The sequence below is a fragment of the Helicobacter sp. genome (genome assembly GCF_022770205.1).
GTDB lineage: Bacteria > Campylobacterota > Campylobacteria > Campylobacterales > Helicobacteraceae > Helicobacter_D.
In genome coordinates, this window is sequence record NZ_JALEIK010000037.1 from 1 (window position 1) to 14,552 (window position 14,552).

30 protein-coding genes are annotated in these 14,552 nt (G+C 36.5%); 29 read left to right on the forward strand and 1 reads right to left on the reverse strand.

The genetic code is table 11. From position 1 onward, the window contains the following. A partial coding sequence (locus tag MRZ19_RS06710; RefSeq protein ID WP_291031533.1) for a methyl-accepting chemotaxis protein occupies window positions 1-323 on the forward strand: 323 nt, incomplete at its 5' end. 3 nt (window positions 324-326) lie between these two features. On the opposite strand, the gene MRZ19_RS06715 is transcribed toward MRZ19_RS06710, so the two are convergent. After that, the gene (locus MRZ19_RS06715) at window positions 327-1,334 is read right to left on the reverse strand and encodes a glycosyltransferase family 8 protein (protein ID WP_291031534.1); all 1,008 of its coding nucleotides are present in this window, start codon (window positions 1,332-1,334) and stop codon (window positions 327-329) included. A gap of 163 nt (window positions 1,335-1,497) precedes the next feature. Between MRZ19_RS06715 and MRZ19_RS06720 the strand changes: the two genes are divergently transcribed. From MRZ19_RS06720 to rpsK, 28 genes are all read left to right on the forward strand, one after another. Beyond that, the gene (locus MRZ19_RS06720) at window positions 1,498-2,067 is read left to right on the forward strand and encodes a thioredoxin fold domain-containing protein (RefSeq protein WP_291031535.1); all 570 of its coding nucleotides are present in this window, start codon (window positions 1,498-1,500) and stop codon (window positions 2,065-2,067) included. Window positions 2,068-2,091: 24 nt separating this feature from the next. After that, window positions 2,092-2,232, forward strand: coding sequence for a hypothetical protein (locus tag MRZ19_RS06725; protein ID WP_291031536.1), 141 nt, complete (start codon window positions 2,092-2,094; stop codon window positions 2,230-2,232). A 584-nt stretch (window positions 2,233-2,816) separates the two neighbouring features. Continuing rightward, window positions 2,817-3,128, forward strand: a complete 312-nt coding sequence (rpsJ, locus tag MRZ19_RS06730) for a 30S ribosomal protein S10 (RefSeq protein WP_291031537.1) — start codon at window positions 2,817-2,819, stop codon at window positions 3,126-3,128. A gap of 10 nt (window positions 3,129-3,138) precedes the next feature. Beyond that, window positions 3,139-3,717, forward strand: a complete 579-nt coding sequence (gene rplC / locus MRZ19_RS06735; RefSeq protein WP_291031538.1) for a 50S ribosomal protein L3 — start codon at window positions 3,139-3,141, stop codon at window positions 3,715-3,717. A gap of 11 nt (window positions 3,718-3,728) precedes the next feature. Further along, on the forward strand, window positions 3,729-4,343 hold the full coding sequence (gene rplD, locus MRZ19_RS06740) for a 50S ribosomal protein L4 (RefSeq protein ID WP_291031539.1): 615 nt from the start codon (window positions 3,729-3,731) through the stop codon (window positions 4,341-4,343). A gap of 2 nt (window positions 4,344-4,345) precedes the next feature. Continuing rightward, window positions 4,346-4,627, forward strand: a complete 282-nt coding sequence (locus MRZ19_RS06745; protein ID WP_291031540.1) for a 50S ribosomal protein L23 — start codon at window positions 4,346-4,348, stop codon at window positions 4,625-4,627. A 14-nt stretch (window positions 4,628-4,641) separates the two neighbouring features. Continuing rightward, on the forward strand, window positions 4,642-5,469 hold the full coding sequence (gene rplB / locus MRZ19_RS06750) for a 50S ribosomal protein L2 (protein WP_291031541.1): 828 nt from the start codon (window positions 4,642-4,644) through the stop codon (window positions 5,467-5,469). A gap of 9 nt (window positions 5,470-5,478) precedes the next feature. After that, the gene (gene rpsS / locus MRZ19_RS06755) at window positions 5,479-5,760 is read left to right on the forward strand and encodes a 30S ribosomal protein S19 (RefSeq protein WP_291031542.1); all 282 of its coding nucleotides are present in this window, start codon (window positions 5,479-5,481) and stop codon (window positions 5,758-5,760) included. Between the two features lie 10 nt (window positions 5,761-5,770). Then, window positions 5,771-6,100, forward strand: coding sequence for a 50S ribosomal protein L22 (rplV, locus tag MRZ19_RS06760; RefSeq protein WP_291031543.1), 330 nt, complete (start codon window positions 5,771-5,773; stop codon window positions 6,098-6,100). After that, window positions 6,100-6,807, forward strand: coding sequence for a 30S ribosomal protein S3 (gene rpsC / locus MRZ19_RS06765; RefSeq protein ID WP_291031544.1), 708 nt, complete (start codon window positions 6,100-6,102; stop codon window positions 6,805-6,807). The genes rplV and rpsC overlap by 1 nt, the downstream gene beginning before the upstream one ends. A 2-nt stretch (window positions 6,808-6,809) precedes the next feature. Further along, window positions 6,810-7,235 (forward strand): 50S ribosomal protein L16, encoded by a 426-nt coding sequence (gene rplP / locus MRZ19_RS06770; RefSeq protein WP_291031545.1) that lies wholly within the window; start codon window positions 6,810-6,812, stop codon window positions 7,233-7,235. Then, the gene (rpmC, locus tag MRZ19_RS06775) at window positions 7,222-7,413 is read left to right on the forward strand and encodes a 50S ribosomal protein L29 (RefSeq protein WP_291031546.1); all 192 of its coding nucleotides are present in this window, start codon (window positions 7,222-7,224) and stop codon (window positions 7,411-7,413) included. Before rplP ends, rpmC begins: the two co-directional genes overlap by 14 nt. Beyond that, the gene (gene rpsQ / locus MRZ19_RS06780; protein WP_291031547.1) at window positions 7,414-7,680 is read left to right on the forward strand and encodes a 30S ribosomal protein S17; all 267 of its coding nucleotides are present in this window, start codon (window positions 7,414-7,416) and stop codon (window positions 7,678-7,680) included. Further along, window positions 7,677-8,045: a 50S ribosomal protein L14 gene (gene rplN, locus MRZ19_RS06785; RefSeq protein WP_291031548.1), complete on the forward strand. Its 369-nt coding sequence runs from the start codon at window positions 7,677-7,679 to the stop codon at window positions 8,043-8,045. The genes rpsQ and rplN overlap by 4 nt, the downstream gene beginning before the upstream one ends. Further along, window positions 8,045-8,275, forward strand: a complete 231-nt coding sequence (rplX, locus tag MRZ19_RS06790) for a 50S ribosomal protein L24 (protein WP_291031549.1) — start codon at window positions 8,045-8,047, stop codon at window positions 8,273-8,275. The genes rplN and rplX overlap by 1 nt, the downstream gene beginning before the upstream one ends. A gap of 3 nt (window positions 8,276-8,278) precedes the next feature. Continuing rightward, on the forward strand, window positions 8,279-8,833 hold the full coding sequence (rplE, locus tag MRZ19_RS06795) for a 50S ribosomal protein L5 (RefSeq protein WP_291031550.1): 555 nt from the start codon (window positions 8,279-8,281) through the stop codon (window positions 8,831-8,833). Continuing rightward, window positions 8,826-9,011 carry a type Z 30S ribosomal protein S14 gene (locus MRZ19_RS06800; RefSeq protein ID WP_026943278.1) on the forward strand — a complete coding sequence of 62 codons (186 nt, stop codon included), beginning with the start codon at window positions 8,826-8,828 and terminating at the stop codon, window positions 9,009-9,011. The genes rplE and MRZ19_RS06800 overlap by 8 nt, the downstream gene beginning before the upstream one ends. 11 nt (window positions 9,012-9,022) lie before the next feature. Continuing rightward, window positions 9,023-9,418, forward strand: a complete 396-nt coding sequence (rpsH, locus tag MRZ19_RS06805) for a 30S ribosomal protein S8 (protein WP_291031551.1) — start codon at window positions 9,023-9,025, stop codon at window positions 9,416-9,418. A 9-nt stretch (window positions 9,419-9,427) separates the two neighbouring features. Further along, window positions 9,428-9,964, forward strand: a complete 537-nt coding sequence (gene rplF / locus MRZ19_RS06810) for a 50S ribosomal protein L6 (RefSeq protein ID WP_291031552.1) — start codon at window positions 9,428-9,430, stop codon at window positions 9,962-9,964. Window positions 9,965-9,973: 9 nt separating this feature from the next. Then, window positions 9,974-10,330: a 50S ribosomal protein L18 gene (gene rplR / locus MRZ19_RS06815; RefSeq protein ID WP_291031553.1), complete on the forward strand. Its 357-nt coding sequence runs from the start codon at window positions 9,974-9,976 to the stop codon at window positions 10,328-10,330. 8 nt (window positions 10,331-10,338) lie between these two features. Continuing rightward, window positions 10,339-10,779: a 30S ribosomal protein S5 gene (gene rpsE, locus MRZ19_RS06820; RefSeq protein WP_291031554.1), complete on the forward strand. Its 441-nt coding sequence runs from the start codon at window positions 10,339-10,341 to the stop codon at window positions 10,777-10,779. Window positions 10,780-10,788: 9 nt separating this feature from the next. Continuing rightward, window positions 10,789-11,190 carry a 50S ribosomal protein L15 gene (gene rplO / locus MRZ19_RS06825; protein WP_291031555.1) on the forward strand — a complete coding sequence of 134 codons (402 nt, stop codon included), beginning with the start codon at window positions 10,789-10,791 and terminating at the stop codon, window positions 11,188-11,190. Then, window positions 11,190-12,449, forward strand: coding sequence for a preprotein translocase subunit SecY (secY, locus tag MRZ19_RS06830; protein WP_291031556.1), 1,260 nt, complete (start codon window positions 11,190-11,192; stop codon window positions 12,447-12,449). Before rplO ends, secY begins: the two co-directional genes overlap by 1 nt. 1 nt (window position 12,450) lies before the next feature. Then, the gene (gene map, locus MRZ19_RS06835) at window positions 12,451-13,209 is read left to right on the forward strand and encodes a type I methionyl aminopeptidase (protein WP_291031557.1); all 759 of its coding nucleotides are present in this window, start codon (window positions 12,451-12,453) and stop codon (window positions 13,207-13,209) included. Window positions 13,210-13,225: 16 nt separating this feature from the next. Further along, a complete protein-coding gene (infA, locus tag MRZ19_RS06840; RefSeq protein WP_006801843.1) occupies window positions 13,226-13,444 on the forward strand; it encodes a translation initiation factor IF-1 in 219 nt (72 codons plus the stop codon). Between the two features lie 207 nt (window positions 13,445-13,651). Beyond that, window positions 13,652-13,765, forward strand: a complete 114-nt coding sequence (rpmJ, locus tag MRZ19_RS06845) for a 50S ribosomal protein L36 (RefSeq protein ID WP_291031558.1) — start codon at window positions 13,652-13,654, stop codon at window positions 13,763-13,765. Between the two features lie 11 nt (window positions 13,766-13,776). Then, window positions 13,777-14,145 (forward strand): 30S ribosomal protein S13, encoded by a 369-nt coding sequence (rpsM, locus tag MRZ19_RS06850; protein ID WP_291031559.1) that lies wholly within the window; start codon window positions 13,777-13,779, stop codon window positions 14,143-14,145. Between the two features lie 9 nt (window positions 14,146-14,154). Continuing rightward, on the forward strand, window positions 14,155-14,547 hold the full coding sequence (rpsK, locus tag MRZ19_RS06855) for a 30S ribosomal protein S11 (protein WP_006801841.1): 393 nt from the start codon (window positions 14,155-14,157) through the stop codon (window positions 14,545-14,547). Window positions 14,548-14,552 lie beyond the last annotated feature (5 nt).

Here is a 14,552-nt window from a genome sequence, read left to right on the forward strand (position 1 = left end):
CTATTGAAGCAGCAAGAGCAGGAGAACACGGAAGAGGATTTGCTGTTGTTGCTGATGAAGTAAGAAAACTAGCAGAGAGAACAGGAAAATCCCTAACAGAAATTGAAGCAAATGTTAATATCCTAGTGCAAGGCGTGAATGGTATGAGTGAGTCTATAAAAGAACAAACAGATGGGATTATGCAAATTAATCAGGCTGTTGCACAATTAGAAGTGATCACGCAAGAAAATGTTTCTATTGCAAATGGAACACATTCTATTACAGAAGATGTTGGCAGTGTAGCTAAAGAAATATTAGAAGATGTGTCTAAGAAAAAGTTTTAACTTTTAATTGTGAGAATGATTGTATAATACATTTTCAATTTCTTGTATTTTTTGTAAGAAAAAATTATCTCTTTCTTGTAATGCTTTTGATAAAGTATTAGAATATTGTTGTAAATCTTCGCGTTCTATTTGGAGTTTTAAAGCGATTAAATCCTTGCTAAACTCTGGCGTATTTAGGGCAATTTCCCACCATTTTTGAATGCTGTGATGATAAAAGGGCGTGTAAGAGTTTAGGGGAGGATTGATTTTAGAGTAGATGGATTCCCAAGGTTTAGGAGTAATGTTGCCAAGATAGTGGAGAATCGCTGGATTTTTAAGGGCTTCTTTAAAGGTTTCTTGTGTGTAGGGCAGAAAATATTCTCCACAATTTAGGTTGATTGCTAGATTTTTTTCTAATGCTAGAGCATAAAATGCGCCAAGATTCCATTTAGGGTTTAATGTAAGAATTTGATTTTTAGCAATGGCATTAATTGTGTCTTGGTCGTGGTAATGGACTTCATAGGTTTTAAGGAAATTTAGGGCTTTGGATTCCATATTTTCATCGCGCCATTTTCTAAGATTGAGCAGCATTACGCCAGCATTGTAATAGGGCGCATTTTTATCAAAGGCATAAGGGCTTAAAGAAGTGCGAGAGGGAAGGGTTTTATCCGTGTTGAAATCCCCCACAGCTGCTAAGAGATTACCCTTTAAGTCAGTCTTAAAGAGTTCTCTTAAGTCGCATAGCACAAGAATATCAGTGTCTAAATACAAGCAGGTTGTAATGTCGCTAGGCAGGATGGAAGCGGACTTTAAGCGCAAATAAGTTGTATAGGAATTGTGAAGTTTGGGATAGCCTTGAAACTCTTTGTCACTCACTAAATAGGTGAAAATCTCGCAAGGGTAGGTTTTGCTAAGTTCTTTGGCTAAAGTTTGGAATCTTTTTTGATTTTTGCTTGTAATATTATCGGATAAAATATGGAAAATATACTTGCCTTCTTGTCTATTTTGCCCCCCCCCACATTTTTGTAGCATTGATAATGCTTGTGATGACAACAGCGCAAAACTTGGCGTAATTTTCATTAATATTAAAAACGATGTGAAACATTTTAAATCCTTTTTGAAACTTTAACATAATTAAAATAAGATTTTCCTAACATTTAATTTGCTAGGATTGCGCTTTTAAAAAGGATAGAAAATGCGAAATTTTTTCATAATGTTGGTGGTAGCCTTTGGTTTTTATGGTTGTGGTGATGCGGATGCAAGCGCGATAACAAGCGGTGCAAACTACACTAAAGAGCAACAAAAGGCGATGGAAAATGTGGATATTAATTCTTATAAAGAAGTGGCGGATGTGTTTAGGGAAACAGGCACGATTACAAGCGACGGGAAGCCGTATTTAATGGTTTTTGGCGCAAATGGTTGTGTGTATTGCGACCGCTTAAAAGATGTGGTCAAAGACAATGCGGATATTAAGGAAATCTTAAAGGAGCATTACGCGCCTTATTACATTAATATTAGTTATTCCAAGACGCATTTTGTGGAGTTTTTAGACAAAAGCGTGCAAACTTCAGATTTGGTTAAGCAATATAATATCGTGCCTACGCCAACGCTTGTGTTTTTAAGCCCCTTGGGCAAGGAATTGTTCGTTTATACAGGCTTTATGCCAAAGGAAAAGTTTGAAAAAGCATTGGAATTTTTCAAAAATCCAGCCTTACAAAATATGGAATCCAAAACGATTAAAAAAGCTTTTCAAGAAATTTTATAATCAGTTTTATAAGGAAGGCGGATTATGAAGCAAGTTTTTAATAGGAAGCAACTCATTGAGCATTGGAATTTAGGGCTTGATAGCTTATGGGGGGGGGGCGTATTGTCCTTAATGATGATGAAATTAATAGCCTTTTGGAGCTTCAAGCGATTATCCACAGATTAAAAGCCTTGCTCAAGGGAATTTGAAATTTTTTGTAATAAATTTTGAAAATATTGCGTAATGGCTAACTTTAGGGCAATTTATAGAAACTTACAAAAGCAAGCTGATTATCATCAAATTCCAGTAGAGCTTGCTTGGCAATTAAATTTACCCTTAAAAAAATTATAAATTTATTTGGTTACATAAAGGTGCTTCTGCGGGGGCTGCTACGATGATCTTTTTTAAAAAAATGTGGAGTTGTAATTCCACATTGTGGCGGAGATAGCTTTTAGCATATAAGGAGATGTATGAGCTAGATAAGGAAGATAAAATTGCCTATATCTATCCTCGGATTTTAAAGAGAGTCATCACAAATTTGCTTATTTAATCACAAAGAAATGTCCTATTTTTTTGGATTAATGGAATGTTACCAAGAATTTTTAAACATTGTTTAGTATTTTTTTCCTTTTATTAAGGAAATAATTTATAAAAAAACATATTAAAAATTGTGCATAAGTATTGCCAAAAGAAATCATTGTTTGTATAATTACCGCTTCCGAAATATTGCATTGACAAATGTTAATGAGTTCTTTGAAGGATAAAGTAAAATGGAAAAAATTAGACTTAAGTTAAAGGCGTATGATCATCGCGTTCTTGATCGTTCAGTGATTTCTATTGTAGAGGCTGTAAAGAGAACTGGTGCAGAAATCCGTGGTCCTATTCCACTTCCAACGAAAAAAAGACGATACACAGTCTTAAAATCTCCCCATATGAATAAAGATTCAAGAGAGCAGTTTGAAATTAGAGTGCATACAAGAATCATTGATATTGTTTCAGCAACTCCTGAAACGGTGGATAGCTTGACAAAATTAGATATGGCACCTGAAGTGGATGTAGAAGTCCGCTCAATGGGCAAGTAAGGGGGTATAAATGGAATTTTTAGTAGAAAAAATTGGAATGAGCCGAACGATTGGCAAGCCAAGTATTCCTGTAACTTTACTCAAGGTAAAAACCGCTAAAGTGTGTGCAATTTTAGAAGGCGGCAAAGCTTTAGTAGCGTATCATCAAGGTAAGAGCATTAATAAATCCATTGCAGGACAACAAAAAAAATATAATCTTGACAAAGAATATAATAAATTTGTAACGCTTGCAGTGGGTAATGCGGAAGTTGGGGATTTGGATTTATCGTCTTTAGAGAGTGCCAAAAGGGCGAAAGTTTCTTTTAATACAAAAGGGCGTGGGTTTAGTGGCGTTATGAAGCGTTGGAATTTTCAAGGTGGTCCAGCAGCACACGGAAGTAGATTCCATAGGGCGCCTGGTTCTATTGGAAATCGTGAGTGGCCAGGTCGCGTTCAGCCGGGTAAAAAAATGGCAGGACATTATGGGAATGAAAAAGTTACCGTTCAAAATGCAATTGTTTCTTTTGATAAAGAACACGGAGTGTTAGTTTTGAAGGGATCTGTTCCGGGCTTTAATGGCGCATTTGGTAAGTTGAAAATTGTAGGTTAAAGGGTTATGGAATGAGTGCAGCAATTATTTTAGATAAAAATTTAAAGAAATCTGGAGAAATACAATTACCAGAGGGCTATAAAGATATTAATGCGCACAATCTTTATCTTTATATTAAATCCTTTTTGGCATCAATGCGTGCGAATAATGCGATGGCAAAAACACGCGGCAGAGTAAGTGGTGGTGGTAAAAAACCTTGGAGTCAAAAAGGCGGTGGCAGGGCAAGAGCGGGAAGCATTACTTCACCTGTGTTTGTAGGCGGGGGTGTTGCACATGGTCCTAGCAATAATAAAAACTACAATCTAAAAGTGAACAAAAAGCAAAAAAAGCTTGCCTTGCAATATGCTTTATTAGAAAAAGCAAATAATGGTAGCTTGTTTATTGTGGATAAAGTTCAAATTGAAAGTGGCAAAACAAAAGATGCTTATGCGATGTTTAAAGCTTTGGAGCAAAGAAATACATTATTTGTTGCGGAGCTTTTTGATGAAAAAACATTTTTAGCATTTAGAAATATTAAGGATTGCTATTTGATTGATGGCGTTGAATTAAATGCTTACTTAGCGGCAACTTTTAGATCTGTGGTGATTGAAAAATCGCTTTTTGAATCTATCACTAAAGAGGGTTAAGAATGGCAAGTATTACAGATATTAAATCCATTATGTATACAGAGAAGTCTTTAAAGCTTCAAGAACAAAGTGTGCTTGTGGTGCAAACTTCTCCAAAACTAAGCAAAACGCAACTGAAAGAGGTGTTTAAAGAGTATTTTGGTGTCACACCATTATCTATTAATTCTTTAAAACAGGAAGGAAAAGTAAAAAGATTCCGCGGTGTTATCGGTCAGAGAAATGCTTTTAAGAAGTTTTATGTGAAGCTTCCAGAAGGCGCGAAAATTGAATCGTTAGCAGTATAAGGTAAGGAAAAAAAATGGCAGTTAAAACATATAAACCCTACACTCCTAGCAGGAGATTTATGAGTAATCTTAGCTCAGAAAATATTACTGCTAAAGCAAGTGTAAGAAAATTATTAGTGAAACTTCCCGTTCACGCAGGGCGTAATAATAATGGTAGAATCACAAGCCGCCACAAAGAAGGTGGAGCAAAAAAACTTTATAGAATCATTGATTTTAAACGCAATAAGTTTAATGTTGAGGGTAAAGTGAGTGCGATTGAGTATGACCCTTATAGAAATTGTAGAATCGCTTTAGTAACTTACACAGATGGCGAGAAGCGTTATATTATTCAGCCAAGTGGATTAGGTGTTGGTGATAAAGTCATTGCAGCAGAAGGTGGTTTGGATATTCGTTTAGGTTATGCGATGAAGCTTAAAAACATTCCCATTGGAACGGTGATTCATAATATTGAAATGTATCCAGGGCGTGGTGGTCAGCTTGCAAGAAGTGCAGGGGCTAGTGCGCAGCTTATGGGTAGAGAAGGTAAATATACAATTCTTAGAATGCCAAGTGGTGAAATGCGCTATATTTTAAGTGAGTGTATGGCTACAATTGGAATAGTGGGAAATGAAGATTTTGCAAACATTTCTATTGGTAAAGCAGGTCGTAATCGCCATTTAGGTGTGCGCCCGCAAACTAGAGGGGCAGCGATGAACCCAGTGGATCACCCACACGGAGGTGGTGAAGGTAAAACTGGTTCAAGTGGACATCCTGTTTCCCCTTGGGGAATGCCAGCCAAGGGTTATAAGACGCGCAGAAAAAAAGCAAGCGATAAGCTAATTATTTCAAGAAGAAAAAAATAAGGAACATCAATGGCTAGATCAATAAAAAAAGGTCCTTTTGTTGATGAGCATTTAATGAAAAAAGTCATCAAGGCAAAAGAAGCAAAAGATAATAAACCTATTAAAACATGGTCGCGTAGAAGCACGGTTATTCCTGATATGATTGGTTTAACATTTAATGTGCATAATGGTAGAGCTTTCGTGCCTGTGTATGTTACAGAAAATCACGTGGGCTATAAATTGGGTGAATTTGCGCCTACAAGAACTTTCAAAGGGCACAAAGGCAGTGTCCAAAAGAAAATTGGTAAGTAAGGGGTGATTGATGAGCAGAGCATTATTAAGATATATGCGTTTATCTCCAACAAAAGCTAGATTAATTGCTAAAGAAGTGCAAGGAATGAATGCGGAGCTTGCAATTGCATCTTTAGAATTTATGCCAAACAAAGCAGCAAGAATCATTTCAAAAGTGATTGCATCAGCGGTTGCAAATGGCGGTTATGAAGCTGAGAATGTTATTGTTTCTTCTTGTAGAGTGGATGCTGGTCCTGTGCTTAGACGCTTTACGCCACGAGCAAGGGGGAGGGCAACTCCAATTAGAAAACCAACTTCACATATTTTTGTGGAAGTATCACAACAAAGTAAGGATAAGTAATGGGTCAAAAAGTTAATCCGATTGGTCTAAGACTTGGAATCAACAGAAATTGGGAATCAAGATGGTTTCCTGCGTTTAATAGCACGCCGCAAAATATTGCTGAAGATTATAAAATTAGAAAATTCTTAAAAAAGGAACTTTATTACGCTAGCGTGAGTGATATTTTGATTGAACGCACGGCTAAAAAGGTGCGTGTTACAGTTGTTGCGGCGCGTCCGGGAATCATTATTGGCAAAAAGGGTGCAGATGTTGAAAAGCTAAAGGAATCTTTGAAAAAAATCGTAGATAAAGATATTTTTATCAATATTAAGGAAGTTAAAAAACCACAAAGTAATGCTCAGCTTGCAGCGGAAAGCGTAGCAACACAACTTGAACGCCGTGTAGCTTTTAGGCGCGCAATGAAAAAAGTGATGCAAGGTGCTATTAAATCCGGTGCAAAAGGAATTAAAGTGCGTGTTTCTGGTCGTTTAGCAGGTGCTGAAATGGCAAGAACAGAATGGTATATGGAGGGGAGAATCCCATTGCACACTTTAAGAGCAAAGATTGATTATGGATTTGCAGAAGCTTTAACAACTTATGGAAATATTGGTGTAAAAGTTTGGATTTTTAAAGGCGAAGTTTTACAAAAAGGAATCCAAACTGAAAAGCAAAACGAAGAGGGCGAAGAGAAATCAAGCCGTCCAGCTAGAAAGAGAAGGGGGCAATAATTATGTTAATGCCAAAAAAAACAAAATACAGAAAGCAGATGAAAGGAAGGAATCGTGGCAAAGCATTCCGTGGAACTTCATTGGCATTTGGTGAGTTTGGAATTAAAGCAGTTGAGCACGGAAGGATTGATTCTCGTCAAATTGAAGCAGCGCGTATTGCTATGACGCGTGCGACAAAAAGAACAGGTATGGTGTGGATTCGTGTTTTCCCAGATAAGCCTTTAACTGCAAAACCTCTTGAAACAAGAATGGGTAAGGGTAAAGGTGCTGTTGATAAATGGGTAATGAATATTAAGCCCGGTAGAATCATTTATGAAATGGGAAGTGTGGATGAAACGCTTGCAAGAAGCGCATTAGCTCTTGCGCAAAGTAAGCTCCCTTTTAAGACAAAAATTGTAACAAGAGAGGGTGAGAATGAAATATACTGAGATTAGCACAAAAACATTTGAAGAATTAAATGCTTTATTAAAAGAAAAAGAAACATTTTTGTTTGAGTTGCGCTTAAAATTAAAAACAATGCAATTGACAAATTCTAGTGAAATAAGAGTTGCAAGAAAAGATATTGCTAGGATTAAGACAGCTCTGAATGCAAAAAGGAGGGCGTAAATGAGCAATGCACAACCACATAAAAGAGTGATTGCCGGTAAAGTAGTTACAAAGACGGGCGATAAAAGTGTAACAATTCTTGTTGAAAGGCGCGTTACACATTTGAAATATAGAAAAATTGTTAAAAGATTTAAACGCTATATTGTGCATGATGAAAATAATAGCGTAAAGGTTGGCGATGTGATTGAGGCAATTGAATGTAAGCCGCTTTCAAAAAGAAAAGCTTTTACACTCCATAAAGTTGTGTCTGTAGGAGTTGAATTATGATTCAAAGTTTTACAAGATTAAATGTTGCTGATAATAGTGGCGCAAAAGAAGTGATGTGCATTAAGGTTTTAGGTGGAAGTAAAAGACGCTATGCAACAATTGGAGATGTGATTGTTGCTTCTGTGAAGAAAGCTTTGCCTAATGGAAAAGTCAAAAAAGGGCAAGTTGTTAAGGCGGTTGTAGTGAGGACAAAGAAAGAATTGCATCGTGAAGATGGTGCATTAATCCGCTTTGATGACAATGCAGCTGTGATTTTAGATAGCAAAAGAGAACCTATTGGAACGCGTATTTTTGGACCAGTTGGTAGAGAGATTCGTTATGCTAATTTTATGAAAATCGTATCATTGGCGCCGGAGGTATTATAATGGCAAAATTTAAAATTAAGAAAGGTGATTTAGTAGAAGTAATCACTGGAGATGATAAAGGCAAAAAAGCAAAAATTTTGCGTGTATTGCCTAAAACTTCACAAGTGATTGTGGAGGGTTGCAAAGTGGCAAAAAAAGCCGTAAAGCCAAGTGATAAGAATCCAAAAGGTGGTTTTGTGGATAAAGAAATGCCAATGCACATTTCAAATGTTAAGAAAGCGGAGGATTAATTAATGTTTGCACTCAAAACTGCTTATAAAAATGAAATTAGAGCAAAGCTAACAGAAGAATTAGGAATCAAAAATCCTATGCTTTTACCCAAGCTTGAAAAAATCGTCATTAGCGTGGGTGCTGGTATGCACGCAAAAGACACAAAAATTATGCAAAATATTGCGGATACTATTTCGCTAATTGCTGGGCAAAAAGCAGTGATTACGCTTGCAAAGAAATCTGTTGCGGGATTTAAAATGCGTGAGGGAATGCCAATGGGTGTGAAGGTTACACTAAGGGGTAATCAAATGTATAACTTTTTAGAAAAGTTAATTGTCATTGCGCTTCCAAGAGTGAAAGATTTTCGTGGGATTTCGCGCAATGGGTTTGATGGAAGAGGAAATTATAGTTTCGGTATTGATGAACAATTAATTTTCCCAGAAGTAGTGTATGATGATATTATGGTAAGCCACGGAATGAATATCACATTTGTAACTTCAACTACAAATGATAAAGAAGCTTTTAAATTACTTGAACTCTTTGGCTTGCCTTTTGCAAAAGGAAGAAATAATGGCTAAAAAATCTATGATTGCAAAGGCGGCAAGAAAGCCTAAATTTAAAGTGAGAGCATACACAAGATGTTCTATTTGTGGAAGACCGCATTCTGTTTATAGAGATTTTGGTATTTGTCGTGTTTGCCTGCGTAAAATGGGAAATGAGGGCTTGATACCTGGACTTAGAAAAGCAAGTTGGTAAGGGAGAGTCAAATGGTAAATGATATTATTGCAGATTCATTGACAAGAATTAGAAATGCAAGTATGCGTCGTTTGGATACGACAAATTTGTATTATGCAAAGATTGTTGTGTCTATTTTAGAAGTCTTTCAGGCAAAAGGCTTTATTGAGGGTTTTAAGGTTATTGAGCAAGACAAAAAACAATCCATTAATGTTGTGTTAAAGTATGATGAAAAAGGGTATTCTGTGATTAATGAAATCACTAGAATTTCAAAGCCCGGAAGACGCGTTTATAAGGGAAGAAATGAACTTAAACGCTTTAAAAATGGTTATGGAACGATTGTCGTGAGCACAAGTAAGGGTGTCATTGCTAATGAAGATGCTTATAAGGCAAATGTGGGTGGTGAAGCCCTTTGCAGTATTTGGTAGGAGAGTGTAATGTCAAGAGTTGGAAAGAAACCTATTAGCATTCCAAGTAGTGTTCAAGTGAGCATTGAAGGAAGCAAAATAGTTTTTAAGGGTGGTAAGCTAACAAAAGAGTTAGAAACTTATGGGCGTGTTGGAATCGCTTTTAAAGAGGGAGAGTTAAGTTTCTCTTTAAATGGTGATAATGCGCAAGCTAGGGCGTATTGGGGAACTTATAGAGCCTTAGCAAATAATATTGTTGTTGGCTTAACAGAGGGTTTTAGTAAGCAATTAGAAATTAATGGTGTGGGTTATAAAGCAGCCATCAAGGGTAAAGTTTTAGAGCTTGCACTTGGATTTTCTCATCCTATTAACTATGACATTCCAGAAGGTGTTGAAATTAGCGTTGATAAGAATATTGTGATTATCAAAGGTTCTGATAAACAACAAATTGGGCAAATTGCAGCTGAGATTAGAGAGTTTAGACCACCTGAGCCTTATAAAGGTAAAGGTGTGAAATATTCTGATGAGCGCATTATTCGCAAAGCGGGTAAAACTTCTAAGAAATAAGGATTAATAATGACAAGTAAAATTATTAGAAAGAAAAGAAGTTTAAGGCTTAAAAGAAAGCTTCGGGTGCGTGCTAAAGTTTTTGGGTGTGCTACAACTCCTAGATTAAGTATTTTTCGCTCAAACAGATATTTTTATGCACAAGTGATTGATGACACAAAGGGTGCAACTCTAGTCAGTGTTGATGGTAAAAAAATGGGCTTAAAAAATAATAAAGAAGATGCAAAAAAAATTGCCGTTGCATTGGCAGATAGCCTTAAAAAGGCAAATGTCTCTGAGGTTCTTTTTGATAGAAATGGATATTTGTATCACGGCGTTGTTGCAAGTTTTGCTGATTCTCTTCGTGAAAACGGAATCAATCTGTAGGGGTAATTATGGAAATTAATAGAGAAGAATTTGAAGAATATGTTGTAAATATTGGGCGTGTTACAAAGGTTGTTAAAGGTGGGCGAAGATTTCGCTTTAATGCTTTAGTGGTTGTCGGGAATAAGGCAGGCTTGGTTGGCTTTGGATTAGGCAAGGCAAAAGAAGTTCCTGATGCAATTAAAAAAGCCATTGATGATGCGTTTAAGAATATTATTAAAGTCAATATTAAGGGGACTACAATCGCTCATGATGTGCAAGAAAAATATAACTCAAGTATTGTTTTGCTTAAACCAGCAAGCGAAGGAACGGGTGTTATTGCGGGTGGTTCAGTGCGTCCAGTGTTGGAAAAGGCAGGGATTAAGGATATTTTGACAAAATCTTTGGGTTCAAATAATCCTTATAATGTTGTGCGTGCAACTATTGATGCCCTTTCTAAGGTAAAAGTGTAAGGAGATTGTATGGCATTAGAAAATTTAGCACCTGCTAAAGGTAGTGTGAAAAAAATTAAAAGAGTAGGGCGCGGACAGGGTAGCGGTATGGGAAAGACTTCTACAAGAGGTGGCAAGGGACAGACTGCAAGAACAGGCTCTAAACAAAAAAGAGGTTTTGAAGGTGGGCAACAGCCTTTGCAACGCCGTTTGCCAAAGATTGGTTTTAAGAGCCGTGTTGAAAAGCCTTATGTAATTAATGTAGATGTTATCAAAGTGATAGCAGGTTTAGCAGAAATTACTTTTGAGAGCATAAAGAGAGTGCATAAATTTCCATCTTACACAACGAAAATTAAACTCATTGGTGTAGAAGCTAAAAATCTTGTAGCAAAAATTAAAGATGAAAGAATTACAACAAGCGGACAAAAATAATGAACAAGGCAATTGTTAATAAGATTCTTATTACACTAGGCTTTCTTTTAACTTACCGCGTATTGGCATATGTTCCAGTGCCGGGTGTTGATACAATGGTAATTAAATCATTTTTTGATAATAACGCATCCAATGCGCTTGGGCTATTTAATATGTTTAGTGGTAATGCTGTGGAACGCCTTAGTATTATTTCTCTAGGGATTATGCCTTTTATTACTGCTTCTATCATTATGGAGCTTTTATCTGCTACTTTTCCAAATCTTGGTAAAATGAAAAAAGAGCGCGATGGTATGCAAAAATATATGCAAATTATTCGTTATGCAACAATTGTGATAACCATTGTTCAGGCAGTTGGTGTGTCCATTGGACTTAAGAGTTTAGGGACTGGGGCAAATGGTGCAATAATGATTGATATGGATGTATTCATTGCAATTTCTGTTCTTTCTATGCTTTGTGGGACAATGCTTCTTATGTGGATTGGTGAGCAAATCACACAAAGGGGGATTGGAAATGGGATTAGCTTGATTATTTTTGGTGGAATTGTTTCTGGAATCCCTAGCGCAATCGCTGGAACATTTAATCTTGTGAATACCAACCAAATTAGTTGGTTTGCTTTGCTCTTTATTGCGGCAATTATTATTGTCACTGTGGCTTGTATCATTTATGTGGAGCTTGGAGAAAGAAGGATTCCAGTATCCTATTCACGCAAAGTTGTAATGCAAAATCAGGATAAGCGGATTATGAATTACATTCCTATTAAAATGAATCTTAGCGGAGTGATTCCGCCTATTTTTGCATCTGCTCTTTTAATGTTTCCGGGCACAATTTTACAAAGTTCCTCTAATAGTGTCGTAATGCAAATTGCAGATTTCTTAAACCCTAATGGCTATACTTATAATGTGTTGATGTTTTTCTTTGTGATGTTTTTTGCGTATTTTTATGCTTCTATTGTGTTTAACCCAAAAGATATTTCAGAAAATTTAAAACGGCAAGGCGGCTTTATCCCGGGAATCCGTCCAGGTGAAGGCACTGCAAATTTTTTAACAGATATTGCAAATAAGCTCACACTTTGGGGGGCTTTGTATTTAGCTCTTATTGCGACATTGCCTTGGATTTTAGTAAAAGCCTCTGGTGTGCCTTTTTATTTTGGGGGAACAGCGGTGTTAATTGTGGTGCAAGTTGCTGTGGATACGATGCGCAAGATTGAAGCGCAAATTTATATGAACAAATATAAAACATTAAGTGCAGTGGGTTTGTAAAATGGCAATAGCAATTAGAAAGCCTGATGAGATTAACGCATTAAAGGCGGCAAATAGAATCGTTGGAAAAACTCTAAACCATTTAAAAGCGCAGGTTAAGCCGGGTGTTTCACTCAAAGAATTGGATCAAATGTGTGAAGAGATGATTCGTTCTTGTGGAGCGATTCCATCTTTTAAGGGTTTGTATGGTTTTAGTGGCTCTGTTTGTGCGTCGGTTAATGAGGTGATTATCCACGGAGTTCCAACAGATTATAAATTACAAAATGGAGATATTGTTGGGCTTGATATTGGAACGCAGCTGAATGGTTGGTATGGTGATGGCGCAATAACTTGTGGTGTTGGTGAGATTTCACAGGCTGATCAGCGTTTGATTGCTTGCTCTAAAGATGCTTTGTATTTTGCAATTTCTCAAATTAAAGTGGGAATGCACTTTAAAGAACTCAGTGCAATTTTAGAGCAGTTTATTTTGGAATATGGATATGTTCCCTTGCGTGGTTTTTGTGGGCATGGAATTGGTAGAAAGCCACACGAAGAGCCAGAGATTCCCAATTATTTGGAAGGAAAAAAAGCCAAACAAGGCGATAAAATTAAAGAGGGAATGGTGTTTTGTATTGAACCTATGGTTTGTCAAAAAGATGGAGAGCCAAGAATTTTAGAGGATGATTGGAGTGTTGTTTCAGCTGATGGTTTAAGAGGTAGTCATTACGAACACACAGTTGCAATCGTTAATGGGAAAGCGGAAATTTTATCCGTAGAGTAATTATAAAAGGAACATAGTGGCAAAAGATGATGTAATTGAGGTAGATGGAATCGTAAAAGAAGCATTGCCAAATGCAACCTTTCGTGTGGAGCTTGAAAATGGACATATCATTTTGTGCCATATTGCAGGGCGTATGCGTATGCATTACATTAAGATTCTACAAGGCGATAAGGTTAAAATTGAACTCACTCCTTATAGTTTGGATAAAGGAAGAATTACTTTTAGATATAAGTAGTTTTTAATAACTCTTTAAGTATAATCTGCGCTTTATTGCAAAAAATGTTTTGCATAGTCGTTTGGGTGTTTGGAAATGCCTTAGAGGACTATAAACTCAATGCCTAATGTTTAGGAAGTAATAAACAATTTTAAGACATTCCAAGTAATGGGATTTCCCATAAAGCAATATTCATTAAGGCATAGCCTTTGGAAGTAGGAGTAAGTTATGAAAGTTAGGACTTCTGTCAAAAAAATGTGTGACAAATGTAAGGTTATTAAAAGAAAAGGCGTGATTCGAGTAATTTGTGAGAATCCAAAACATAAACAAAGACAAGGTTAAAAGGAAAAATAATGGCGAGAATTGCTGGTGTTGATTTGCCCAAAAAAAAGAGAATTGAATATGCTTTAACTTACATTTATGGTGTGGGTTTAAAGACTTCAAGAGATATTTTAAATGCAGTAAAAATCTCTTATGACAAAAGGGTTCAAGACCTTAGTGAGGATGAAATTTCTTCTATTGCAAAAGAAATTCAAGCTCATCATATCGTAGAGGGTGATTTGCGCAAAAAAGTTACAATGGACATTAAAGCTCTTATGGATTTAGGAAGCTATCGTGGTTTAAGACATCGTAAAGGACTTCCTGTTCGTGGTCAAACAACAAAAAATAATGCAAGAACACGAAAAGGAAAGAGAAAAACCGTTGGTAGTGCATCAAAATAGGAGTAGATAATGGCAAAAAGAAATGTAAATAAAAAAAGAGTGGTGAAGAAAAATATCGCAAGAGGTATTATTCATATCTCTGCTGCTTTTAACAATACAAGTGTAACCATTACTGATGAAATGGGCAATGTGATTTGTTGGAGTACAGCAGGTGCATTAGGATTTAAGGGCAGTAAAAAATCTACTCCTTATGCAGCACAGCAAGCAGTAGAAGATGCAGTTTCTAAAGCAAAGGAACACGGAATCAAAGAATTAGGTGTTAAGATTCAAGGTCCAGGAAGTGGTCGTGAAACTGCGGTAAAAAGCTTGGGAAGCATTGAGGGAATCAAAGTTTTATGGTTTAAAGATGTAACACCATTGCCACATAATGGCTGCCGTGCGCCTAAAAGAAGAAGAGTGTAAGGAGA